At 46.8% G+C, this 26,235-nt stretch carries 21 protein-coding genes; 14 read left to right on the top strand and 7 right to left on the bottom strand.

Annotated elements, in window-relative coordinates; genetic code table 11:
• Positions 1–250: 250 nt before the first annotated feature.
• Complete coding sequence (locus tag B5F25_RS07340; RefSeq protein WP_087248628.1) at positions 251–733, bottom strand: hypothetical protein; 483 nt, start codon at positions 731–733, stop codon at positions 251–253.
• A 310-nt stretch (positions 734–1,043) separates the two neighbouring features.
• On the opposite strand from B5F25_RS07340, the gene B5F25_RS07335 reads away from it, so the two are divergent.
• Positions 1,044–1,946: an Rpn family recombination-promoting nuclease/putative transposase gene (locus tag B5F25_RS07335; protein ID WP_087248626.1), complete on the top strand. Its 903-nt coding sequence runs from the start codon at positions 1,044–1,046 to the stop codon at positions 1,944–1,946.
• 209 nt (positions 1,947–2,155) lie between these two features.
• Here the strand turns inward: B5F25_RS07335 and B5F25_RS07330 are convergent, their stop codons facing one another.
• From B5F25_RS07330 to dut, 4 genes are all read right to left on the bottom strand, one after another.
• A complete protein-coding gene (locus B5F25_RS07330; RefSeq protein WP_087210498.1) occupies positions 2,156–3,481 on the bottom strand; it encodes a peptidoglycan DD-metalloendopeptidase family protein in 1,326 nt (441 codons plus the stop codon).
• Positions 3,478–4,311: a DUF4292 domain-containing protein gene (locus B5F25_RS07325; RefSeq protein WP_241148374.1), complete on the bottom strand. Its 834-nt coding sequence runs from the start codon at positions 4,309–4,311 to the stop codon at positions 3,478–3,480. Before B5F25_RS07325 ends, B5F25_RS07330 begins: the two co-directional genes overlap by 4 nt.
• Positions 4,312–4,400: 89 nt before the next feature.
• Positions 4,401–6,182, bottom strand: coding sequence for a tetratricopeptide repeat protein (locus B5F25_RS07320; protein ID WP_087248624.1), 1,782 nt, complete (start codon positions 6,180–6,182; stop codon positions 4,401–4,403).
• Between the two features lie 68 nt (positions 6,183–6,250).
• Entirely contained in the window at positions 6,251–6,685 is a 435-nt protein-coding gene (gene dut / locus B5F25_RS07315; RefSeq protein WP_087248632.1) for a dUTP diphosphatase, read from the bottom strand.
• Positions 6,686–6,902: 217 nt separating this feature from the next.
• On the opposite strand from dut, the gene B5F25_RS07310 reads away from it, so the two are divergent.
• The gene (locus tag B5F25_RS07310; RefSeq protein WP_191764941.1) at positions 6,903–8,234 is read left to right on the top strand and encodes a deoxyguanosinetriphosphate triphosphohydrolase; all 1,332 of its coding nucleotides are present in this window, start codon (positions 6,903–6,905) and stop codon (positions 8,232–8,234) included.
• Between the two features lie 48 nt (positions 8,235–8,282).
• Here B5F25_RS07310 and B5F25_RS07305 read toward each other — a convergent pair whose 3' ends face one another.
• On the bottom strand, positions 8,283–9,278 hold the full coding sequence (locus tag B5F25_RS07305; protein ID WP_022038916.1) for a GNAT family N-acetyltransferase: 996 nt from the start codon (positions 9,276–9,278) through the stop codon (positions 8,283–8,285).
• Positions 9,279–9,296: 18 nt separating this feature from the next.
• On the bottom strand, positions 9,297–10,115 hold the full coding sequence (locus B5F25_RS07300; protein ID WP_087210492.1) for a 1-acyl-sn-glycerol-3-phosphate acyltransferase: 819 nt from the start codon (positions 10,113–10,115) through the stop codon (positions 9,297–9,299).
• Between the two features lie 300 nt (positions 10,116–10,415).
• On the opposite strand from B5F25_RS07300, the gene rsmH reads away from it, so the two are divergent.
• The 12 genes from rsmH (at position 10,416) to ftsZ (ending at position 26,232) form a co-directional block, all read left to right on the top strand.
• Positions 10,416–11,330, top strand: coding sequence for a 16S rRNA (cytosine(1402)-N(4))-methyltransferase RsmH (gene rsmH, locus B5F25_RS07295; protein WP_087248622.1), 915 nt, complete (start codon positions 10,416–10,418; stop codon positions 11,328–11,330).
• A gap of 20 nt (positions 11,331–11,350) precedes the next feature.
• Positions 11,351–11,704 carry an FtsL-like putative cell division protein gene (locus B5F25_RS07290; RefSeq protein ID WP_022038913.1) on the top strand — a complete coding sequence of 118 codons (354 nt, stop codon included), beginning with the start codon at positions 11,351–11,353 and terminating at the stop codon, positions 11,702–11,704.
• Between the two features lie 7 nt (positions 11,705–11,711).
• Positions 11,712–13,862: a penicillin-binding protein gene (locus B5F25_RS07285; RefSeq protein ID WP_087210501.1), complete on the top strand. Its 2,151-nt coding sequence runs from the start codon at positions 11,712–11,714 to the stop codon at positions 13,860–13,862.
• Between the two features lie 15 nt (positions 13,863–13,877).
• Complete coding sequence (locus B5F25_RS07280; RefSeq protein WP_087210486.1) at positions 13,878–15,332, top strand: UDP-N-acetylmuramoyl-L-alanyl-D-glutamate--2,6-diaminopimelate ligase; 1,455 nt, start codon at positions 13,878–13,880, stop codon at positions 15,330–15,332.
• Positions 15,333–15,344: 12 nt separating this feature from the next.
• Positions 15,345–16,613, top strand: a complete 1,269-nt coding sequence (gene mraY / locus B5F25_RS07275; protein WP_087248620.1) for a phospho-N-acetylmuramoyl-pentapeptide-transferase — start codon at positions 15,345–15,347, stop codon at positions 16,611–16,613.
• Positions 16,614–16,917: 304 nt separating this feature from the next.
• Positions 16,918–18,252, top strand: a complete 1,335-nt coding sequence (gene murD / locus B5F25_RS07270; protein WP_022038909.1) for a UDP-N-acetylmuramoyl-L-alanine--D-glutamate ligase — start codon at positions 16,918–16,920, stop codon at positions 18,250–18,252.
• Positions 18,253–18,383: 131 nt separating this feature from the next.
• Positions 18,384–19,664 carry an FtsW/RodA/SpoVE family cell cycle protein gene (locus B5F25_RS07265; protein WP_087248618.1) on the top strand — a complete coding sequence of 427 codons (1,281 nt, stop codon included), beginning with the start codon at positions 18,384–18,386 and terminating at the stop codon, positions 19,662–19,664.
• 413 nt (positions 19,665–20,077) lie between these two features.
• Positions 20,078–21,208, top strand: coding sequence for an undecaprenyldiphospho-muramoylpentapeptide beta-N-acetylglucosaminyltransferase (murG, locus tag B5F25_RS07260; protein ID WP_022038907.1), 1,131 nt, complete (start codon positions 20,078–20,080; stop codon positions 21,206–21,208).
• The gene (murC, locus tag B5F25_RS07255; RefSeq protein ID WP_087248616.1) at positions 21,198–22,574 is read left to right on the top strand and encodes a UDP-N-acetylmuramate--L-alanine ligase; all 1,377 of its coding nucleotides are present in this window, start codon (positions 21,198–21,200) and stop codon (positions 22,572–22,574) included. The genes murG and murC overlap by 11 nt, the downstream gene beginning before the upstream one ends.
• Positions 22,571–23,308 carry a cell division protein FtsQ/DivIB gene (locus tag B5F25_RS07250; RefSeq protein WP_087210477.1) on the top strand — a complete coding sequence of 246 codons (738 nt, stop codon included), beginning with the start codon at positions 22,571–22,573 and terminating at the stop codon, positions 23,306–23,308. Before murC ends, B5F25_RS07250 begins: the two co-directional genes overlap by 4 nt.
• A gap of 3 nt (positions 23,309–23,311) precedes the next feature.
• Complete coding sequence (ftsA, locus tag B5F25_RS07245; protein WP_087248614.1) at positions 23,312–24,886, top strand: cell division protein FtsA; 1,575 nt, start codon at positions 23,312–23,314, stop codon at positions 24,884–24,886.
• A gap of 32 nt (positions 24,887–24,918) precedes the next feature.
• On the top strand, positions 24,919–26,232 hold the full coding sequence (ftsZ, locus tag B5F25_RS07240) for a cell division protein FtsZ (protein ID WP_022038903.1): 1,314 nt from the start codon (positions 24,919–24,921) through the stop codon (positions 26,230–26,232).
• Positions 26,233–26,235: the final 3 nt, after the last annotated feature.

Genomic DNA, 26,235 nt, shown 5'->3' with positions numbered 1-26,235 from the left:
TGGTCCTTTTCGCTCCTGTTCTTCGTCAGATAGCCCGCTATCTTCCTCATCACAGAAGCGGAAATGCCTCAAAAACTCATCCCAAATCATCGCACGATAAATTCAAAACAGCTTCTAAAATCAATGAGAAGATGCGTTATGTTTGAGTGCGCTATCCTCTCATTGTTTAAGAATTACATTGATTTGCAATCAGGCCGAATGAAAGTGATATTCATACAAGTATGATTGTCAATCGTTGCATTATACCTTATTATATATAAGGTGAATCAATGACAATTTTAGAACCGTCAGTTTTATTGGTTAGCATAATCAAATTGGAGTTATCTACACATAGTGCATAGAATCTTCCCACTGATTTTGTCCAAAAATATCCCCAATATAAAAATACAGATGTAGCGAACAGACGTATTGAGAACAAACTTTTTGTTTTGATGTGAGTTATGGCATATTCTTTTTTGAGAAAGGCTTTTTCTCCTACAATTAGTTTGATTCGTATACTATCATTGTCTTCGTGTATGCTTACTGGCATTTTCAATATAGGCAGTACAATGCATAATGCCGCAATTATTGTAACAATTTTTATTGCAGTATTTCCTTCCATGAACGCATAATAAACCGCATAACCAACGATTGTTGATATGATAATCGAGTATATGATCAGCGTTCTAGAAGGTGATAATTTTCTAGTAGTATTCATTATATGCTGATTTTGCGATATTTTTTCTTTAACCATTTCTTTTCCGTTTTATTTTTGCACAAAAGCACCTTGCTTTTTCCATTAAAGAACTGTATGTTTCAAACCTCATTTTAAAAATACCAATTTCAATGCTATGTTTAATTATCACAATACAAATATAGACCATTAAATCCATTCGCAGGAGCTTTTAGAAAATATTTCTCAAAAATTCTATAAAAGAGAGAGGAAGTACATGGGAAATGCATGGGAAATGTTTCTAATGAACAAATTTTGTCCAAATGAATGGGGAAATGTAATTTGTAACCATTATCTTTGCAAACGTCACATCCCTAAAATACATCGACTTATGAACAGCAGAGAACTCAGCGACAGATACGTCAACCCCTACACCGACTTCGGATTCAAGAAACTGTTCGGCACCGAAATCAACAAGGACCTGCTCATCAGCTTCATCAACAGCCTCCTGCACGGAAAGGAAGTGGTGAAAGACCTGACCTACCTCAATACGGAACATTTAGGCACCGGCGAGGCAGATCGCAAGGCGGTGTTCGACGTGTATTGCGAAAACGAAAACGGAGAGAAAATACTGGTAGAAATGCAGCACGGAGAGCAACAGTTCTTCAAGGACAGGATTCTATTCTATACAACATTTCCTATTCGTGACCAACAAATGATAAAGGAATGGAACTACCGGCTGAAAGCCGTATATGTCATCGGCATCCTCAACTTCACCTTCGACGAGCAGAGCGATGATTTCTATCACCACGAAGTGAAGCTCATGGACACCCGGACCAAAGAAGTGTTTTATGACAAGCTGACATTCATTTACCTGGAAATGCCCAAGTTCAATAAAAGCGAAGAAGAACTGAACGGCATGTTCGAGAAATGGCTCTTCGTGTTGCGCAACCTCTCACGCCTGATGGAACGTCCCAAAGCCCTGCAGGAACGCATCTTCACCAAACTCTTCGAAGCCGCTGAGATTGCCAAGTTCACCAAGACCGAATACGACAGCTACGAAGAAAGCCTGAAAATCTACCGGGACTGGAAAAATACCATTGATACTGCGAAAATTAAATCGAAGGAAGAAGGACGCAAGGAAGGACTGAAAGAAGGAGAAAAAATCGGTATTGAAAAAGGAGCAAAGAAAAAAGCAATTGAAATGGTACAAAGCCTGAAGGCTAAAGGAGTTGCAATCAGCATAATCGCCGAATGCAGCGGCTTGTCCGAAGAAGAAATCAACAGCCTGTAGGTTAGTTGTTAAGTTTTTGAGTTTTTAAGTTCGTAAGTCCTTGAGTTATAATTTGAACGGTGTGAATTACAAATCCGGCATGACAAGCAAGCATTGTTCTCTCCGGCATATAGTTTCATCGGTTATAAGATTAATAATCTTACAAGCAAGACAGTCATGCGGTTTTTAAAAGAGGCACAGAAAATATTTACACTATGATACACGACCCCTTAGCGTGCCAACCACAATTCGGGATTCAACTTGGCGGTTTCCTTGCGAAGCTGAAAATGAAGGACGGTATTGCCTCCCTTGTCAGTATTGACTACTCCTATCACATCACGAGTCTTCAGCACACTGCCTTTTTTCACACTAACAGAAGAAAGATTACAATATACGGAAATATAGCTGCCATGACGCACCAGCACATTCGACAAACCGTTATACTGGAAAATAGCAGACACTTCCCCGTCAAAGATAGCGCGGGCATGTGCTCCAGTCTTCCCCTTTATATCAATGCCTTTATTATCCAGCCGGACGTTACGCAGACCTTGCACCTGGTATTTGCCATAATGTCCTACCACTACGTAAGGTCCAGTAATGGGCATAGGCAACCTACCTTTATTATGCTCGAATACCCCTGAAAGCCGACGGTCTTCACGGTCTACCTTATAGACTTCTACTTTTTCCGTAACCGAAGGAGCAGACGTTTCCTTATTCTCGGCAACAGTGGACTTAACTGCTTCTTTTGCTTTCCGTTCCGCTTCAGCCTTCTTCCGCTCTTCTGCAGCTTTTCGGCGTGCCTCCTCTTCCGCACGTTTGCGCGCGGCTGCTATCTCGATTTCTATCAAGCGGTCGATTTCGGCATTCAGACGGTCGGCAGACTTCCGCTGCTTCTGGAGTTCCTGCCGGATGCCCCGCTGCTTCTTCTGTAACGAAGCGAGCAATGTCTTGCGTTCTTTTTCCTGTTCTTCCAGTTTTTGCTTTTCTGCCTCTCCCTGATGTAACAACTGCTGCTTTGCTTCACGGCTGGCAAGCAAGGTCTGCTGCTTGTTTGCCACCTGCTTTTGCTTACGCTGCACTTCCAATCCTTGTCTACGCTGGTAATCAGCATATTCGCGCACATAACGCAAGCGACGATACATCTGGCTCAAGTTATCTGCCGAAAAGATGAACATCAGCTTTTCCTGTACCGACTTATTGCGGTACATATACATTACCGACTTCTCGTACTTTTTTTTCTTGTCGGCAAGTTCATGCTGCAAAGCAACCAATTCAGCCTTTACACGGTCGATTTCGCGCTGGATGACCTCCACGTCCTTCTCGACAGTCTCGACATAACGTTTCCTCTCATCGATTTGCCCGGACAGTAACGCTAGATTGTCCAACTGGCTCTTCACATCCTTCTGCGTAGACTGGAGCAAAGACTCGGAATCAGTTATCTGCTTTTGCAGAGCTGCATGCTGCTTTTCCAGTTCCCGAATCTTCTTTGTGCTCTGTGCAGAAAGCGAAACGGAAACCAGCAACAATAATCCGATTATACTCCAAAACTGCTTCATTTACTTACCAACATCTTCAATAATTCATCCACCTGCACGCGCTTATAGCGGGAAGGAACTTCTGTGCGAGCCTCCCAATTACCCCCTACATTCAGACGGGAAAACTCCATGCCTACCCCAACCTGCTTGCCGGTACCTTGTATTGTTACATACATTTGTTCTGGGAAAAAACGGTCTTTCAGCAACTGAAATGCATCATATTTCCATTGCAGGGAATAAGGGGTATCAGCCAGGCCGATGTTACTTTCTTCCAGCCATCCTTTATCTGTCGAAGTATAAAAACGGTAAGTCAGTTGCCCGCTGTCCTGTGTTTCCAGTACAGCACGTCCGTCCGCCAACGACACCCGAAAATCTCCAGCATTGGTTACAGCGACCCGTTGCTTACCCGGTACAAACAATTCGTTCAGAAACAATGACTGAAGTATGGAAAAACTTAAATCGGTATGTGCCCAACTGTTCACTTCCTCGAACGACACTTGTACATAACGCTTGTTCAGCCGGTCGAGTGCCAATATACCATCGGGCGAAATCTCCAGACGAGCCATCTCAATGCCCAGCAAGGGTGCCACCGACAATTGTATCGACTCGTCCCGCTTGAGCCGGAGGGTGGCACTTCCTACCTTCGACACACCTTCGGGAGTAGACAAGCTCAATGTTACTTTTCCGCTCAGGCTCTGCCAGACAGGCGAAAGTTCGATAACTTTTTCGATATAATCCGTTCCGGTCAGCCCGCCAATCATCGGCGTTCTGGCGACCTTCCGTGAAGAAGAACAAGACACGACGAGTGCTACTGCCACTACAAGTCCTATATAATTTATCAGTCTTTTCATGATGTTCCTTTTTAAGTGACAAGGCAATGAGTTGACACGGTTTAATCACCAAGGTATTTGAAGAATTTGTCACCTTGCTAACTTGTCACCTATTCTACATATTTTTTCAATCTTATTTTCTGTTTCAGGCGTTTGATTTCCTGCTCGGTAGGTGGAGTTTCCCCTTCTTCCACCTTCTCCATGGCATCTGCCTTTTTCCAGTATTCCAAAGCTTTATCTTTTTCACCCAGCATATAATAAATATCACCACAATGCTCCATGATGACCCGGCTCTTCTCTCCTCCATTGCGCAAAGCCTGCTCGATGTAGATACGTGCTTCGGTGTAACGACCTTTCTCGAAAAGAATCCAGGCATACGTGTCCAGATAGGTATCGTTATCGGGTTCTGCCTTTACCGTGCGGTAACTCATTTCTTCCGCCTTGTCAAGATTCTTTTTCTCTATCGAAAGATAGTAAGCATAATTGTTCAGTGTACCGATGTTGTCGGGATTATAAACCAAAGATGAATCATAAGCCGCATATGCCTCGTCAGCCCTGCCTTTTTGATGATAAATATCACCCAAGATGGCATAAAAGTCGGAAACTACTCCTTTATCGCTTTTCTCATTAACTTGTTTCACACCTCGTGTAAATACATCAAGCGCTTCGTCCAGTTCCTCTTTCTGATAATATGCCACTCCTAAATAATAATAAAATTCTAATGCTTCGGGATGGTATTCGAGCGCTGATTTCGCTATCCGGACTACTTCATCCAATTCGTTATCTTGTATTGCATAACTCAACAACTGAAGACGCGCAGGCTTGTTTTCCGGATCCAACGAAAGGACCTGTTCAAGCACCGGAACCGATTCTTTCTTCATATTCTTGGTAATCATATACTGTGCACACAGCATAGCCAGGTCGGCATTCTGCTGCGGACGTTCCAGTATGCGCCGGAACAAGGAAACGATCTGCATACTGTCTTTCGTAGTCTGTTCCGACTGCAGAATACACTGGCGCATCAGTTCCATCTTCGTATCAGAGGCTACATCATCGTTCATCAGAATGGTGTCCAGCTGAAGCTGGTACAGACTGTCTTGCCCGGTTTTTTGATAATAAGAAGCCATCGACAACACTGCTGGTGCATAATCGGGTTCTTCCTTCAAGATACGCTGATATACCGCCAGCGCCTCATCGGGTTTGTCATTGTTCAGATACACATCACCCAGGATAGTCTGGTAGCGCAGGTCATAAGGATATTCTTTCGACAAGTTCTCGATTTCGACAAAAGCACTGTCCTGTTTCCCCATCAACAAATACATCCGGAACTTTTCCATACTGATTTGTTCGGATTTGCCGTCCAGCTCTTCCAAACGGTTCAGGGTATAGATGACGTTCTGGTAACTCTTTGTCCGGTTATACAAATCGACCAGCGACATCAACGGTTCAAGGCGTGCCGGAAACTGCTCTGCCATATTTTCGTAAACGGCAATAGCTTTGGGCAGGTTCATCTTTTGTTCATAATACGAAGCCAACGTCTGTTTATACCAGAAATTGGATTCATCGGAACGCACTGCCTGCTTCAATGCCTGTTCGCCTTTTTCCTCCTGCCCCAAATACATGTAAAACTGTGAAATCTCGTAAAGCGCAGCGCCCGATGAAGGATAGATGTCCAGACAATGTTTATACAACTCATATGCCGCATCGTATTGTCCTTTTTCTTTCATCCGCACTGCCTCCAGGAAATAATAATCGTACTTCCGGCGCTGTTCGAAGCTCAGCGTATATGCCACACCTGCATCTGACTGCTTCGCCTGTTTCTTTGTCGTGCCGCAAGCTACGAACATCATCGCCATGCTTGTTGCAAATAATATATAGAATAAATTTTTCATCTGAATGTGTATAAGTTTTCAACTATAAAGCCGCCTTATCCAACCTGACAACCCGAATACCAAGGACTTTATTTTGTCCCCGTATGCCCAAAGCCTCCTGCACCCCGTGCAGTATCGTCCAATACTTCTACCTCCTGCCATCCGGCTTGTTCATAACGGGCTATCACCATTTGAGCAATACGCTCGCCATCAGTCACCGTAAAATCTTCGGTAGAAAGGTTGACCATAATTACTCCTATCTCTCCCCGATAATCAGCATCAATCGTGCCAGGTGTATTCAGCAGGGTGACACCTCTTTTCAATGCAAGTCCGCTACGAGGACGTATCTGGGCTTCATAACCTTCGGGCAAAGCTATATACAATCCCGTAGGCACCAGGCAACGTTGCAAAGGTTTCAACACAATAGGCTCATCCAGGTTGGCACGTAAGTCCATACCTGCCGAAAGGGAAGTGGCATACTCCGGAAGCGGATGCTTCGACTTATTGATAATCTGTACTTTCATTGTAAGTTTGCTCATTATTGTTTTCACCACCAGATTACACAAATAAAAATAATTTCCTTTACGATTGCATGACAAAATCTGTGTAACCAGTGATGCATTGAGTTTAAATCTTCTGCGAAAATACATATTTCGCAGGATTTATAAATACGTTTACCATTTTTTAAACGAATCTTTTATACATTTGCAAGCCGAGATCCGAAAGAATTGAAGAAATATGATGAACTGGAACCAACTGATATCAAACAAACGCTTCGGGCTGGAAGCCTTGCACGAAGTGAGAAAAGAAGACCGTACCGAATTTCAACGCGACTACGACCGACTCATTTTTTCATCACCGTTCCGCCGCCTGCAGAACAAGACACAAGTATTTCCACTTCCGGGAAGCATCTTTGTACACAACCGGCTGACACATAGCCTGGAGGTGTCGTGCGTGGGACGTTCGTTGGGGAACGATGTAGCCCATCTGCTCCTTCAAAAACATCCGGAACTTGCCGGCTCACATCTTGCAGAAATAGGAGCCATCGTCTCGGCAGCCTGCCTGGCTCACGACATGGGCAACCCTCCCTTCGGGCATTCGGGCGAAACAGCTATCGGCACTTATTTTTCGGAAGGAAAAGGCCAGGCACTGAAGTCTCTGCTATCTCCCGCCGAATGGGAAGACCTGACTCACTTCGAAGGCAACGCCAATGCTTTCCGCCTGTTGACCCATCAATTCCGCGGACGACGCCCAGGAGGATTCGTCTTAACCTATTCTACCCTTGCATCCATCGTAAAATATCCCTTTTCGTCACAACTTGCCGGCGGGAAGCAAAAATTCGGTTTCTTTTTGAGCGAGCAAGCCGACTACGAACGCATTGCACGTGAACTGGGAATTATCCGCCTCAGCAATGAAGGCGAACCGATACGCTATGCCCGCCATCCACTGGTGTATCTGGTAGAAGCCGCCGATGATATCTGCTACCAGATGATGGACATCGAAGATGCACACAAACTGAAAATCCTGACCACTCAGGAAACCAAGGAGCTGTATGCATGTTTCTTCAGCGCCGAACGCCTGAACCGTATCCATCAGATATGCCAGCTGGTAACTGATACCAACGAACAGATAGCCTACCTACGCTCATCAGCCATCGGTGTACTGACCCGTGCCTGCGTGGAAACCTTCGTCGAACACGAAGAAGAAATTCTGTCAGGCAGTTTTCAGGGACCGCTCATCAAACAGATTGCCTCTCCCGTACGTGAAGCCTACAAACAATGTTCGGAAACTGCCTTTGAAAAGATATATTGTGCCAAGGACGTGCTCGACATCGAACTTGCCGGCTATCAGGTCATCACCACACTGGTAGACCTGATGATAGAAGCAGTACGTTATCCGCACAAAGCCTATTCGCAGTTGCTCATTAACCGTGTGTCGCACCAATACGACATGCAGGCACCCACTCTTTATGGAAAAATCCAAGCCGTACTGGACTACATCTCCGGCATGACCGATGTATATGCCCTTGACCTCTACCGAAAAATCAATGGAAACAGCCTGCCGGCGGTGTAGACACCTGCTATTCTATATCAAGTCTGGATTGCGCAGTTTTTCTTTCTATTACTGGGCTTTCCTCTCTCCCGATACCACCGGATTCGCTCCCGAAGTAAGATGAAGCGCTTCGGGGTGTTCACGCAGATAAGACTCGATATGGCGTACGCGCTTTTCTTCCAAGATTTCATCAACAGCAATCAAGATACCCGTTTCCTCTACCATACCGAAGCCGTCATTGATTGCTGTACCAAACATACGCATCGTAGGCGAAAGACTCATATAAGCATTGACCAAAGGAGGTATGTTATACCCCAGTTTACGCACCTCGCGGTTCAATACCCGATAATCTTCCTTAAACGTATCATAGCAGAATATATTTTTCAGCATATCCTCATCGGTATCGATTTGCAAAGGCTCCATCGGGGTAATCAGGTTGTCTTTATCAGAAAAATGTTTCTTCAGAAAATACAGAATCATATCCCGTCCGAAACGGTTGTAGCTGGGATACATTGTCATTTTCCCGAAGAGATATTTTACATTGGGTTTGACAACGGTCAGTGCTCCCAAGCCATCCCACAAATTGTCAAGAGCAAACAATCCTTTCGAACCTGCACGGGTTGACTGATATTCAAGAGTAACGAAGGAACGTCCCAACTCAATAGTCGTAGGAAGATACTCTTTCAAGAACTTTTCGGAAAAATTGAACATGTGTGCAGTAGCAAGTACCGGTCTTCCTTCTTTATCAAATTCAACTTCATTCCCCAACAGATAACGGTACCCTCCTAAAATTTCTTCGGCATCAGGATTCCACACAATCAACTGCTGGTAAGGATTCTCCATCAAGTCGTATTCGTCCAAATCAACAGATTGCCCTGTACCTCCACCTGCGGCACGAAATGCAATTTCACGCAGACGGCCGATTTCCTTTAGCACATTCGGGGCATTTTTCCAGTTTACAATGTAAATTTCGTTATTACTTTTATTGGTTGATCTCAAACGCTTGTCCGGCGTCAGTTCCGATTTCAGCAACTCCCGTTCAACCGGTGCAATAATAGCTTCCATATATCTTATTTGTCTAATTTACAGTTTATATACCAAGTCACGCACATATGCCGCCCATTCGACCGGCGACTTCGACCTGTTGAATGTCTGCCACGGAATCGGTTTTCCAATAGCGACACGGAAGGTCTTATGGCGGTTCTTGAACATTTCATCAGCCAGATAAAGCATGGCTATATTGAAACGTATTCCCAAAAACTTGCAGGCATTCGCCAGATTGTAGAAGAAATCGGAGTTTCTTCCCTCAAAGTGAACCGGCACCACATTACGTTGGGTCTCCACGCTCTTGGTCACAAAAGTCTTTTTCCAGGGCAAATCCTGAATCACTCCATGCCTCCGACGCGAACAGATGCCTGCCGGAAACATGATGATATGACTGTCCGAACGGAATCCTTCCTCAACCATACGGGGAAAATCACGTGATTGCGAACCAGTCTTATTGATAGGAATGCACAGCGGAGCCAGTCCATGCAAGTTCATCAGCAAATCATTGACCAAGTATTTGATACGTCCGTCATAATGTTTGCCCAACAAGTAACCCAATGCTACCCCGTCTTGTCCTCCCAAAGGATGATTGGACACAAACGTACACAATCCCTCTTGGGGCAGGTTTTCCAGCCCTTCTACCTCCAGCTTGACATCCAGGAAATCCATGCATGCAGCCAGAAACTCGACTCCAGTCTTATCTTCCACGCTTCTCAAGAAACCGTTTATTTCATCTTGATGGACAATCCGCTTCAGGTAAGACACCAGGAAACGGGGAACGTATCCAGCCTTTTTCCCCGCTTTCTCTTTCAATATTTTATCAATGTCTATTAAAAAAATCGATTTTTCCGCCATTGCTTCATTCTAGATTTCTTTGCAAATGTAATTTTTCTTTTGTTAAGTTGCTCACTATTGAGCAGGAAAATATGGCAAACAATGAAAAAAACAACAAATGGAAACCCCAAATGCCTGAAAACTGCACAACAAGCTACCCCTGTGTGCACACTTCCTTGATTTTACACATTCGCTATCAAGACCTGTTGATAACTTCTTCAAAGATTTTCGACAAACCTTATATGTCATTTGCTACGAAATGTGTAATTTTACCAGCTCATAGAATAATAAGGAGAAAAAGGTAGAAAATAAGCTGCATATATGACGGACGAACAACAAACATACCACATACCTGTATTGCTTCACGAAAGCATCAAAGGCATGGAATTGCATGACGGAGGAACCTATGTCGACCTTACTTTTGGTGGAGGAGGACATTCGCGGGAAATACTGCGGTGCATGGGAATAAACAGCCGCCTTTTTGGATTTGACCAAGATGAAGACGCTGAACAAAATATTCCCCAAGACGGACGATTCACCTTCGTCAGAAGCAACTTCCGCTACCTGCATAACTTCTTGCGTTATTACGGAGTGGAACAAGTAGATGCCATTCTTGCTGATTTGGGAGTATCATCACACCATTTCGACGATTCGACACGAGGATTCTCCTTCCGGTTCGACGGGAAACTGGATATGCGGATGAACAAACGGGCAGGCATAACTGCCGCCGATATCATCAATACATACGAAGAAGAACAGCTTGCCAACCTGTTCTATCTGTATGGAGAACTGAAAAACAGTCGTAAACTGGCCGCGGCACTGGTCAAGGCACGGTCGCAAAAAACAATAAATACCATCGGTGAGTTTCTGGAAATCATCAAGCCTTTTTTCGGCAAAGAACGCGAAAAAAAAGAACTGGCAAAAACGTTCCAGGCATTACGCATCGAAGTGAACCACGAAATGGAGGCACTGAAAGAAATGCTGAAGGCTGCAATCCAGGCATTGAAGCCTGGAGGAAGACTGGTAGTCATCACCTACCATTCACTGGAAGACCGGATGGTAAAGAACGTCATCAAAACAGGCAATGTGGAAGGCAAGATGAAACAAGATTTTTACGGAAATATCGAAGCACCGCTGCGTGCTGTCTGTAAAATAATCACGCCTACAGACGAAGAGGAAGCCCGCAACCCACGTTCCCGAAGCGCCAAGCTGCGGATTGCAGAAAAAATCGGATAAATTTATGGAGATTTGAAGACATGAAAGAAAACAGAAATACAGAACAACCCAAACAACCCCATATCACTTTCAAAAGCATCATGGGGGGAGATATTCTTGCACATAATTTTTTCAGGAGACAAGCCAATCTGCTGATACTAATTGTCTTCCTTACCATTCTATATATTGACAACCGCTATTCAAGCCAGCAAGAATTAATCGAAATAGACCGGTTGAAAAAAGAACTGACCGACATCAAATACGATGCCCTTACCATCTCTTCCGAACTGACTGAAAAAAGCCGCCAGTCGCGTATCGAAGAATACTTGTCGACTGAAAACACGGGACTTGCTACTGCAACCACCCCACCCTACCTGATAAAAAAAGAAAACTGAGATGCGTATGATACCGGGCATTAAAAATATCATGTTCCGCTACACCTTCATTGTAGTGATTATGCTGGTCTTGGCTATCCTCATCATAGTCAAGGCAGGCTTTATCATGTTTGCCGAACGGCAGTACTGGAAAGATGTAGCAGACCGTTTCGTAAAAGAGAATGTTGTCGTCCCCCCCACACGGGGCAACATCATTTCTGCCGATGGAAAACTGATGGCAAGCAGCCTGCCGGAATATAAAATCTATATGGACTTCCGGGCGGGAGGATACAAAGAGAGTGATACCTTGCTGACCAATCACCTGACCGAAATCTGTCAGGGGCTGCACGAAATATTCCCCGACAAGAGCGCACAGGAGTTCCGCAAGCACATCTTAAAAGGAAGACGGAAAAAAAGTCGCCATTACCTGCTCTACCCCAAACGTATTTCGTACATCGAATACAAACAGGTCAAACAATTACCTGTATTCTGTCTGGGACCGAACACAGGAGGACTGCACGAAGAAAAGTTCAACCAGCGCAAGAAACCATTCGGCTCACTGGCAGCACGTACATTAGGCGACATGTATCCCGACATGAGCCTGGGAGCCAAGAACGGACTGGAACTTACTTACGATTCGGTATTGCGAGGCAAGAACGGCATCACTCACCGGCAAAAGGTAATGAACAAATATCTGAATATCGTAGACCAGCCACCTGTAGATGGATACGACATCATCACGACCCTTGATGTAGATATGCAGGATATCGCCGAAAAGGCATTGGTAGACCAGTTGACAAATCTGGAAGCATTATCGGGTGTGGCCATCGTAATGGAGGTGGCAACCGGCGAAGTAAAAGCCAATGTAAACATGATACGTGGCAACGACGGACATTATTATGAAATGCGGAACAACGCTGTAAGCAACCTGATGGAACCTGGTTCCACTTTTAAAACCGCTTCCATCATGGTGGCACTGGAAGACAAATATATCACACCCGATTATGTGGTAGACACAGGCAATGGGATGGTCAACATGTATGGAAGCTGGATGAAAGACTGGAACTGGTACAAAGGCGGTTATGGCGCCATCGATGTAACCCGTATTCTGGAAGTTTCTTCCAATGTCGGTGTGTCCACCATCATCGACCGTTTCTATAAAAACAACCCGCAGAAATTCGTCGACGGACTGAAACGGATGAGCATCGACAAGCCCTTGCACCTAGGCTTCGTAGGCGAGGCAAGCCCGCGCATATGGGGACCGCGCGAGAGAGACAGCATCAAGGGAGCCATGCCTTGGAGCCGCACCAGCCTACCGTGGATGAGTATCGGTTATGAAACAATGTTTCCTCCTATCTACATCCTGAATTTCTACAACGCCATCGCCAATAACGGAGTAATGGTGAAACCGAAATTCGTAAAAGCCATTGCCAAAGACGGTGAAATATTGCAGGAGATACCTACCGAAGTGATAAACCCGAAAATCTGTTCAGACACCACACTGACCATGATTCGTGCCATCCTGCGGAAAGTGGTGTCGCAAGGACTTGCCAAACCGGCTGGAAGCAAACAGTTCAACGTATCAGGCAAGACAGGCACAGCACAGATTTCACAAGGTACGGCAGGCTATCGGGCAGGTGGCGTAAGTTACCAAGTCAGCTTTTGCGGATACTTCCCTTCCGAGGCTCCTAAATACAGTTGCATGGTATCCGTTTTGATTCCTCACGGACCTGCCTCTGGAGGCTTGCAGGCTGGAAGTGTATTCAGCCGCATAGCCGAACGCATTTATGCCAAACACTTGGTGCGCGATCTGGCATACGCCAAAGATTCTACATCCATTTTTATCCCAGATGTAAAAAACGGCGATATTGAAGAAGCGGCATATGTACTACGCGCCTTACAAGTACCCGGCAACAGCAATACCATCCCACAATCGGATGAACCCATTTGGGGAAAAGCATCCAGCACTACAGCACATGCCAACTTGAAAACGACCAATATCAACAACAAGTCAGTGCCCAATGTCATCGGTATGGGAGCAAAAGATGCCGTATTTCTGCTTGAGAGCCACGGACTGAAAGTACAGCTCTCCGGAGTAGGCAAAGTATACAAACAAAGTATCCCGGCAGGCTCTGCCCTGCACAAAGGGACAACCATCATATTGACTTTGAAGAATTAGAAATACAACACAAACATGAAATTAACAGACATTCTTACATGCGTAACTACCTGTGAAACCATCGGCCGGACAGACCGGGAAATCACAGGCATCCAGATGGATTCCCGCCTCATCGAAAGCGGAGACTTATTCGTGGCCGTAAAAGGAACACAAACCGACGGACACGCCTATATACAGAAAGCCATCGAAAAAGGAGCGGCAGCCATCGTCTGCGAACAGCTCCCCGATATATACAAGGAAGATATCACCTATATCCGCGTATCAGATACAGAAGATGCGGTGGGCAAGCTGGCCACTACTTTTTATGGCGATCCGACTTCCAAACTTGACCTGGTAGGGGTAACAGGCACGAACGGGAAAACCACCATTGCTACCTTATTATATAAGATGTTCCGGCAATTCGGATACAAGGTAGGATTGCTGTCTACCGTCTGCAATTATATCGACGGCGAAGCTATCCCTGCCGACCATACCACGCCCGACCCTATCACATTGAACCGGCTGCTGGGGCGAATGGCAAACGAAGGCTGCAAATATGCATTCATGGAAGTAAGCTCGCATTCCATAGCCCAAAAACGCATCGGAGGCCTGCGCTTCGTGGGAGGCATTTTCACTAACATCACCCGTGACCACCTGGACTACCACAAGACATTCGAAAACTACCTGAAAGCCAAAAAGGCCTTTTTCGACAATTTGCCAAAAACGGCTTTTGCACTGACCAACCTGGATGACAAGAACGGCAAGGTCATGGTACAGAATACCAAAGCACGCATTGCCACCTATTCATTGCGTACTTTGTGCGACTTCAAAGGGAAAGTACTGGAAGACGGGTTCGACGGCATGCTGCTGGACATCAATAACCGTGAAGTAAACGTACAGTTCATCGGACGCTTCAACGCATCCAACCTGCTTGCCGTATATGGAGCTGCCTGCCTGTTGGGCAAGCAACCTGAAGACGTTTTACTCGTCCTGAGTACCTTGCGCCCTGTGGCCGGACGCTTTGATGCCATTCGCTCCAAGCGAGGATATACCGCCATTGTCGATTATGCTCACACACCCGATGCACTGGAAAATGTACTGAGTGCCATCCACGAAGTATTACGAGGCAGAGGACGGGTCATCACTGTGGTAGGCGCAGGCGGAAACCGCGACAAAGGGAAACGCCCTCTGATGGCACAAGAATCTGCCAGACAAAGCGACAAGGTCATCATTACGTCCGACAATCCCCGCTTTGAGGAACCTCAAGACATCATCAACGACATGCTGGCCGGACTGAACAAGAATGACATGCAGAAAGTTTTATCCATCGCCGACCGGAAAGAAGCTATCCGCACCGCCTGCATGCTGGCACAGCCGCAAGATGTCATCCTGATAGCAGGGAAAGGGCATGAGAACTACCAGGAAATCAAAGGCATAAAGCACCATTTTGATGACAAAGAGATTGTAAACGAAATATTTGCCAACGAATAACCCGGAGAAGACATGCTATACTATTTATTCCAATATTTAGAACAGTTCGATTTCCCGGGGGCACGCATGTTCGGTTATGTATCCTTCCGCTCACTGATGGCAGTCATCCTGTCTCTGTTGATTTCCGCCATCTTCGGAGAATACTTTATCAACATGCTGAAACGCAAGCAGATTACCGAGACACAACGTGACGCCTCCATCGACCCGTTCAATGTAAACAAAGTGGGCGTCCCCACCATGGGAGGCATCATCATCATTGTTGCCGTACTGATTCCTTGCCTGCTGTTGGGAAAATTGCACAACATTTACACGATTCTGATGCTGATTACCACAGTCTGGCTGGGCACATTAGGTTTTCTGGACGATTACATCAAGGTGTTCCGCAAGGATAAGGAAGGACTGCATGGGAAATTCAAGATTATCGGACAGGTAGGACTGGGGCTGATCGTAGGTCTTACGCTTTACCTCAGCCCGCAGGTCGTTATCCGCGAAAACGTAGAGATACAACGTGACGGGCATGTAGTAGACGTGGTACATAAGAGTCAGGATGAAAAATCGACCAAAACCACCATACCGTTCTTCAAGAACAACAACCTCGACTATGCCGACATCGTGGGCTTCATGGGCGAACATGCCCAGACAGCCGGTTGGATTGTCTTTGTCATCATTACCATCTTCGTCGTGACTGCCGTATCAAACGGTGCCAACCTGAACGACGGCATGGATGGCATGGCAGCAGGCAATTCGGCTATAATCGGAGTGACGCTGGGCATTCTGGCATACGTGTCAAGCCACATCGAATACGCCAGTTACCTGAACATTATGTACATTCCCGGCAGCGAAGAGCTGGTTATTTTCATTTGTGCGCTCATCGGTGCGCTCATCGGTTTCCTGTGGTACAATGCCTTCCCGGCACAAGTATTCATGGGTGATACAGGCAGCCTTACCATCGGAGGAATCATCGCCGTATTTGCCATCATCATCCATAAAGAACTGCTGATACCGATTCTGTGCGGCGTGTTCCTGGTAGAAAATCTATCGGTTATTTTGCAAGTGCGTTATTTCCAGAAAGGAAAGAAAAAAGGAATAAAACAACGGATATTCAAGCGAACCCCCATCCACGACCATTTCCGGACCACAATGGCGCAGCTTGACCCGAACTGTACCTACTTGATTACAACTCCTCATAACGTATTCCATGAATCGAAAATCACCGTACGTTTCTGGATTGTAACCATTGTGTTGGCAGCTATTACAATTATAACATTGAAAATACGATAATAAATAATGTGCGAATAAACAATGTGGAAATGTGCCAATAATAATGTGCCAATAAACAATGCGGAAATGTGCCAATAAATAATGTGCCAATAAACAATGTGGAAATGTGCCAATGGAATAATTTGCACATTAATACATTAGCACATTGACACATTTGCACATTGACACATTTGCACATTAATACATTAGCACATTGACACATTTGCACATTAACACATTTGCACATTAACACATTTGCACATTAACACATTAACACATTAGCAAATTGATACATTACATTCGCACATTAGCAAATTAAATAAGAATGGCAAAGAGAATTGTTATTTTAGGAGCCGGCGAAAGCGGCACAGGCGCTGCCGTACTGGCAAAGAAACAAGGGTTCGACACTTTTGTTTCAGACATGTCGTCGATAAAGGACAAGTACAAAACAGTCCTGGACGAGAGAAACATCCCCTGGGAAGAGGGACAACACACGGAAGAGTTGATTCTGAATGCAGATGAAATTATCAAAAGTCCGGGTATTCCGAACAATGCCCCTATCATCCTGAAACTGAAAGCACAAGGAACGCCCGTTATCTCTGAGATAGAATTTGCAGGCAGATACACGCACGCCAAAATGATTTGCATCACAGGAAGCAACGGAAAGACTACCACCACCTCACTCATTTACCATATTTTTAAAAAGGCAGGGCTCAATGTAGGACTTGCCGGAAACATCGGACAAAGCCTTGCCTATCAGGTGGCGGAATGCAACTTTGATTACTATGTCATCGAACTGAGCAGCTTCCAGCTGGACAATATGTATAAGTTCCATGCAAACATCGCCGTATTGATGAACATCACGCCCGACCATCTGGACCGCTACGACTACAAGATGCAGAACTACATTGACGCCAAATTCCGCATCATACAGAATCAGACCGACGATGATGCTTTCATCTTTTGGAACGATGACCCCATCATCCAGAAAGAGCTGCATAAGTACGGCATACACGGCCAATATTATCCTTTCGCCGAAAAGCGCGAAGAGGGATTGGCGGCATTCACGGAGGAAAACAAAATCTATTTCACCAAGCCCATCGAGTTCAACATGGAACAGGAGGAACTTGCCCTGACCGGCACCCATAACCTGTTCAACTCCATGGCGGCAGGCATCTCTGCCAACATTGCCGGCATCCGGAAAAGCTGCATCCGCGAAGCACTGAGCGACTTCAAGGGAGTGGAACACAGACTGGAGAAAGTGGCACGCGTGCGTGGAGTAGATTATATCAATGACTCGAAAGCTACCAACGTCAACTCGTGCTGGTATGCATTGAAGAGCATGAAGACCAAAACCATCCTGATTTTGGGCGGCAAGGACAAGGGTAACGACTACAATGAAATAGCCGGCCTGGTGCGTGAGAAGTGCTGTGGACTGATATTTCTGGGACTGCACAACGAAAAGCTGCATGCCTTCTTCGACAGCTTCGGTTTGCCAACAGCCGACGTGCAGAGCATGAAAGATGCCGTAAACGCTGCCTACCGTATGGCAAAAAACGGCGAGACTGTATTGCTCAGCCCTTGCTGTGCCAGCTTCGACCTCTTCAAAAGCTACGAAGACCGGGGCGACCAGTTCAAAGAATGCGTAAGAAAACTTTAATTTTAAGTTGACAAGGTATCAGTTGACAAGTGAACAAGGTCCTGAACCGTTATTACTAAAGGTATTTAAGACCTTGTAACCCTGCCAACTTACAACCTTGTAAACTGCTACCAATTCAACGATAAAGAGCCATGGATTTACTACGGAATTTATTCAAAGGAGACAAAGTCATCTGGATTATCTTCCTTCTGCTTTGCCTCGTGTCCATCATCGAAGTGTTCAGTGCCTCCAGTACATTGACTTACAAGAGTGGCGACCACTGGCGACCGATTACAATGCACATCATCCTGATGCTGGTAGGAGCAGTAGTCGTAGTCATCGTGCACAACATCCCGTGCCGGTGGTTCAAGACTTTTATCCTACTGCTACCCGTGTCATGGATATTGCTGATAAGTGTACTGGCCATTGGTGCGCTGACCAACGGAGCACGACGATGGATTGACCTGGGGTTCATTCAGTTCCAACCTTCCGAACTGGCAAAAATGGGAACCATCATCACGGTAGCCTATATCCTGTCGCGCATGCAGGAAGAAAACGGTGCCAATTCGAAAGCTTTCCGATACATCTTGTACGTAACAGGATTTACATGCCTCCTCATTTTCACCGAAAATCTGTCCACAGCCGTATTACTGGCATTTAGCGTATTGCTGATGATGTATGTAGGGCGGATTCCTTTCCGCCAACTGGGAGCACTGGTAGGCATCGGAGCCGCCGCATTGCTCCTCGCCCTGGCCACCATCAAGTTTGTGCCGGCCGAAGCATGGGACGATATCGGACTGCACCGTATGGTGACATGGCAAAGCCGTCTGGACAATCACTTTGACACATCCGTCATTCCACCCGAAAAGTTCGACATCGATGCCGATGCACAAATAGCACATGCCAACATTGCCATTGCTTCCAGCGGCATCTTAGGAAAAGGACCGGGCAACAGTGTGCAACGCGACTTCCTTTCACAGGCCTTCTCCGATTTCATCTATGCCATCATCATCGAAGAACTGGGACTGGTAGGAGGAGGCATTGTAGCTTTTCTCTACATCTGGCTGCTGATGCGTATCGGACGCATCGCACGAAGCTGCGACAAGTCATACTATGCCTTCCTGGTCATGGGCATCGGCTTCCTGCTTGTCACACAGGCCATGTTCAACATGCTGGTAGCGGTAGGCATCATGCCCGTTACGGGACAACCGCTTCCGCTGATAAGCAAAGGCGGTACATCCACCTTGGTCAACTGTGCCTACATCGGCATCGTACTCAGTATCAGCCGTCACATCAACGAACTGAAAAAGCGTGAAGCACAGGCTGCCGCCGAAGAACAGCAGGCTCAAGTACACGAAGCCGCCATTTCGCTGCTACAAAATGCAGCCGAACTGGCAAAAGAACAGGAAAAAGAAACAAAAGAAACGCTCTGAACGGTTGCCCTGCCGATGCCGGCAGGGCGATGTATTACGACAAACAAGAAGGTGACTTTCCGGCAAAGCTACAATAGCCGATTGGTTTCAGTGCACTAAAACTCCTGTTCTATAAAATTGAAACTTCAGTTTCAGTGCACTAAAACCAAAGTTTCAGCGCACTGAACCCCTTCCGAAACTACCTTACATACGAAAATGCTTCTGCATATCTTGTGCAGAACAGCAGCTCCCGATGCCCCATTCACCCTAAAAGCACACCTTCAGCCGGCAGTAGAGACTCGCATTTTCGGCTTCCAATCCCCTCCACAACGTCCCAGCAAGCATTCTGCAAAATTAGGTATAAATAATTTCGGAAAAGGCATAAATAGTTTACAAGTTTATTCCTAAATTTGCAGGAAAATACAAAGTGAAACATGAAAGAGAGTCTAAGAGTGATTATCAGCGGAGGAGGAACCGGCGGACACATTTTTCCGGCGGTATCCATAGCCAATGCCATCAGGCTACAGCACCCCGATGCCAAGATACTGTTTGTAGGTGCCGAAGGACGCATGGAAATGCAGCGTGTACCTGCAGCAGGATATGAAATCATCGGCCTGCCCGTGGCAGGATTCGACCGCAAACACCTGTTGCGCAATATCAGTGTGCTCATCAAACTGATGCGCAGCCAGCTGAAGGCACGCCGGATAGTAAAGGCATTCCAGCCCGATGTGGCGGTAGGCGTGGGAGGATACGCCAGCGGACCGACATTGAAAGTGGCTGGCATGATGGGCATCCCTACCCTGATTCAGGAACAGAACTCGTATGCCGGCGTCACCAACAAGCTGCTGGCAAAGCAGGCATCCAAGATATGTGTCGCCTACGAAGGAATGGAACGCTTTTTCGACAAGGAAAAAATTATACTGACAGGAAACCCCGTACGCCAAGGACTGCTCCAGCATAACATGAGCCGCGAAGATGCCGTACGCTCGTTCCAGCTCGACCCGGCAAAGAAAACCGTCCTGATTATCGGCGGAAGCCTGGGCGCACGCACCATCAACAACTGCGTGATGCAGGGACTGGACAAAATCAGACAATCGGGAGTACAGTTCATCTGGCAAACCGGAAAAATATACATCAGCGAAGCGCGTGCGGCGGTGTCCCGTGCCGGCGAACTGCCGATGCTGCACACCACCGACTTCATTGCAGACATGGCAGCAGCCTACCGTGCCGCCGACCTGGTCATCAGTCGGGCAGGAGCCGGCTCCATCTCCGAACTTTGCCTGCTGGGCAAACCGGTCATCCTGGTACCATCACCCAACGTGGCAGAAGACCATCAGACCAAAAATGCACTGGCACTGGTGAACAAAGAAGCCGCCCTGTATGTAAAAGATGCAGAGGCAGGTGTGAAATTGCTGGATACCGCCATCGCAACGGTACAGCAACCTGACACCTTGAACAAACTGAGTACGAACATCGCCAAACTGGCTTTCAAGGATTCGGCAAACGTAATTGCCGGAGAAGTGTGGAAGCTGGCAGCAACATACAGAAAAGAACATGGACGTTAATACACTGAAAGCAGTATATTTTATCGGAGCCGGAGGTATCGGGATGAGTGCCCTGGTACGCTACTTCCTGTCGAAAGGCAAGACAGTGGGCGGTTACGACCGTACCCCGACCGAACTGACCCGGAAACTGGAAGAAGAAGGAGCCTCCATCCACTATGAAGACAACGTGGAAGGAATCTCCCAAGACTTTCTGGATGCACAGACTACACTGGTGGTATATACTCCAGCCATCCCTGCCGAGCACAAAGAACTGACCTTTTTCCGCCAGCAGGGTTTCGAAGTACAAAAACGTGCACAAGTATTGGGTATGCTCACCCGTACCGAAAGAGGACTGTGTGTGGCAGGTACCCATGGTAAAACAACAACTTCAACCTTAGCTGCCTACCTGCTCGACCATTCACACGTGGGTTGTAATGCCTTTTTGGGAGGTATCTCGAAAAACTACGGCACCAACCTGCTGCTATCGGATACGAGCGATTTCGTCGTTATCGAGGCCGACGAGTTCGACCGTTCGTTCCACTGGCTCACTCCGTATGCCAGTGTAATTACCGCCACCGACTCCGACCACCTGGACATCTACGGCGACCATGCAGCCTATGTAGAAAGTTTCCGTAAATATACATCCCTTATCCGTCCCGACGGTTATCTCATAGTGAAGAAAGGCATCGACCTGACTCCAGACGTACAGCCGGGAGTGACTGTCTATACCTATGCCACAAACGAAGGAGATTTCCATGCTACAAACATCCATACCGACAACGGAGAAATCACATTCGACTATGTATCACCCTTGGGCAACATCAACGGGATCCGGCTGGGAGTCCCCGTCTATGTGAATATCGAAAACGGCATTGCAGCCATGGCACTGGCACAGATAGCCGGAGCTACTGCAGACGAGATAAGAGCCGCTATGCCCGGATTCAGAGGTGTAGACCGCCGGTTCGACTTCAAGCTGAAAAATGACCGGATAGTTTTTTTGAGCGACTATGCCCACCATCCGGCAGAAATACGTCAGAGTGTGTACTCCATGCGGATGCTGTACCCCGACCGGAAAATAACGGCAGTATTCCAACCCCATCTGTACACACGCACGCGAGACTTTTATAAAGATTTTGCCGACAGCCTGTCCTTGCTGGACGAAGTTATCCTGCTCGATATCTATCCGGCCCGCGAAGAACCGATAGCAGGAGTAAGCAGCCGGCTGATTTACGACCACTTGCGTCCTGGTATCGAAAAGAGCCTGTGCCATAAGGAAGACCTGCTGGATACCTTGCGAAACAAGAAACTGGACGTCCTCATCACACTGGGAGCCGGTGATATAGACAATTATGTTCCACAAATTTACGAAATACTGAAAGACCGATGATGAAACGAATTCTTATACTCTGCGTGCTGCTGGTGGTCTCCGCTTACTTGGCTGTAGCGGTCACCTTGTTTAATGCCAAACCCGCCGGACAGGTTTGCAGAGGCATAGAATTGACCATAAAAGACAGCATCGACTACGATTTCATCACACTGAAGGACGTCAATGCCCTCCTGAAACGGAAAGGCCTGTCGCCTGCCGACAAGCCCTTGGACAAAATCAACATACGCCAGCTGGAAGAAGCCTTATCACACCAGCCATTCATTGCCGAAGCAGAGTGTTACCTGACTTCAAGTGGAAAGGTTGCCATCGACATCTACCAGCGCATCCCCCTGCTGCGTGTGATGAGCAACAACGGCGACACATATTATCTGGACCATGCCGGACAAATCCTGCCGGTATCGGGCAAGCCAGTGCATGTAGCTGTGGCAACCGGATTCATCGACCGCAAATTTGCGCAAGACCAATTGTACCAGTTGGGCAAATACTTACAGACGGACGCATTCTGGAATGCACAGATTGAACAAATCAATGTCACTCCCCGGCAAGAACTGGAACTGGTGCCCCGCGTAGGCAACCAGATACTCTTTTTGGGAAAAGCCGAGGATTATCAAGAAAAATTCCGTAAATTGCAGACGTTCTATACAGAAGCGCTTAGCCAAGTAGGATGGAACAAATACGAACGGATAAGTGTAGAGTTTAATAACCAGATTATTTGTACAAAAAAAGAGAAGTAAGATATGGCAGTAACAGATTTTATAGCAGCGATTGAACTGGGATCAAGCAAAATCACCGGCGTTGCAGGCAAGAAGAATGCCGACGGAAGCATTCACATCCTCGCATACGCCAGCGAACACTCTTCTGATTGCATCCGGAAAGGCATTATCTACAACCTGGACAAGACCACACAATGTCTTGCCTCTGTCATCGGCAAGCTGGAAGAACAGTTGCAAGCCTCCATCAAGAAAGTCTATGTAGGCATTGGTGGACAGTCGCTCCGGAGCATCCGCAATACCGAGACCAAACAACTGGATACCGAAGTGAAAATCTCGCAGGCGCTGATAGACGAGCTGATGAAGAACAACCGCGAAATGGCCCTGATGGACCAGGAAATGCTGGCTGTCGAACCTCAAGAATATAAAGTGGGCAACCAACTCACTACCGAACCCGTAGGTATCCCGACGGAACATATCGAAGCACACTATGTGAACATCATCGGGCGTAACACCTTACGGAGCAACATCCGCCAGTGTGTCCGCCAGGCGGGATATGAAGTGGCGGACTACCTGCTTTCACCCATTGTAACTGCCAACATCGTGCTGACAGCAAGTGAAAAACGTTCGGGATGCGCTTTGGTCGACCTTGGTGCCGACACAACCACCGTATCTGTATACAAGAACAACATTTTGCGTCACCTTGCCGTAATCCCGCTGGGAAGCAACAACATAACCAAAGACATCGCCAGTCTGCAAATCGAAGAAGAAGACGCCGAACAACTGAAACTGCGTTACGCCAGTGCCTATACCGAACCGTCGGAAGAAGAAGATATCAACCAGGAATATGCCATCGACGGCCGATGCTCCATCCGTGCCCGCAAACTGGAAGACATCGTGGAAGCCCGTACCCTCGAAATACTGGAAAACGTATGGAATCAAATCAAGCTATCGGGTTATAGCAACGAACTGCACGCAGGCATTATCCTGACGGGAGGAGCCTCGCAACTGCCTAACCTGAACAAAGCATTCATAACAGTCACCAAGATAGACAAGATACGCATCGCACAAACCGGAAACATCGAACTGACGGATGACCATCAGGACATCACGCCTAACGGTTCACAAAACACCCTCATCGGACTGCTGGCTGCAGGCAAAGACAACTGCTGCAAGATAGACCCGCACAAAAGTCAGCTGAGCTGGATTCAGCAGCAAGAAGAAGAAGACGAGGTCCAAAAGAAAGCCGAAGAAGAGCGCAAACGTAAAGAAGAGGAAGAACGCAGAAAGAAAGAGGAAGAAGAACGCAAAAAGCAACTGGAAGCAGAACGCATCCGTCAGGAACAGGAACGTGCCCAAAAACGTTTGCGCGAATGTGAAGCATTGATAAGCGAAGCCAAACGACTGGCAGAACGCAAGAAATACAAAGACGCCCTTAATAAACTGGAAGAGGCGAAAAGCCTAAAAGTGGCTGATAAAGAAGCAGAACTGGATGACTTGTATCAGACCATAAACAAGCAGAAATCGGAAAATACGCCGTTCAAGAAACTGTTTAATTTCTTGAAAACCGAAGCGGACGAAATGATGAAAGGAGAAAACTGACAAACGTAAGAACTTAAAAAAAACCCAAAGATATGTCTGACGAAACGATTATGCCGTTCGACTTTTCGAACGGTGGTACACCCAGCATCATCAAGGTGATTGGTGTAGGAGGTGGTGGCGGAAACGCAGTCAACCACATGTATAGAGAAGGAATCCATGACGTTACGTTCGTGGTATGCAATACAGACAATCAGGCACTCAACGAGTCACCTGTCCCCATCAAGCTGCAATTGGGCAGAGAAGGCTTGGGAGCCGGAAACCGTCCCGAACGTGCCAAAGCCGCAGCCGAAGAAAGCATGAAAGACATCGAAAGCATGCTGAACGACGGTTGTAAAATGGCTTTCATCACTGCCGGAATGGGCGGTGGTACAGGTACCGGAGCCGCCCCCATCATTGCCAAGACCGCCAAAGACATGGGCATCCTGACAGTGGGCATTGTCACCATTCCTTTCCTGTTCGAAGGTAACAAGAAAATCGACCAGGCACTGGATGGTGTGGAAGAAATGAGCAAACACGTCGATGCCCTGCTGGTCATCAACAACGAACGTCTGCGCGACGTGTATTCCGACCTCAGCGTAATGAATGCCTTTGCCAAAGCCGATGATACCCTCTCGGTAGCAGCCAAGAGTATAGCCGAAATCATCACCATCCGAGGCAAAATCAACCTGGACTTCAACGACGTAAAGACGGTATTGAAAGACGGCGGTGTTGCCTTGATGAGTACCGGTTACGGCTCAGGCGAAGGACGTGTTACCCAAGCCATCAACGATGCGCTGCATTCGCCGTTGCTGAACAACAACGATATCTTCAATTCTAAGAAAGTATTGTTCAACATCTCGTACAGCACAAACAGCGACCTGATGATGGAAGAGATGAACGAAGTGCACGAGTTCATGAGCCGATTTGGCGATGATGTAGAAACCAAATGGGGACTTTACATCGACGACAGCCTGGAAAGCAAAGTTAAATTCACCATCCTTGCCACAGGATTCGGCATCAAGGACATCCCGGGTATGGACGATGCACTGAACAAGAAACGTACTGCTGAAGAACAGAAAAGACACGAAGAAGAAGAACGCATCCGGCAGATAAAAGAAAAACGCCGGGACGATTACTATACCAATGAACGCCGGAACGACAGAAAGAAGGGCAACTACAAGTATTACATCTTCACACAAGACGATTTGGACAATGATGATGTAATCAGCATCGTAGACACCACTCCGACGTACAAACGTTCGAAAACCGTTCTCGATAACATCCGCCAGCGCGCTACCGACAGTGAAAGTCTGGTACAGAAACCGCAGCTGAACGAAAACGGCTCAACGATGATTACCTTTAGTTAGGTA

It is taken from the genome of Bacteroides sp. An19, from assembly GCF_002160215.1.
Taxonomy (GTDB): Bacteria; Bacteroidota; Bacteroidia; order Bacteroidales; family Bacteroidaceae; genus Phocaeicola; species Phocaeicola intestinalis.
The sequence above is the reverse complement of the archived record's forward strand: the minus strand, read 5'-3'. Positions and strand labels throughout refer to the sequence as shown.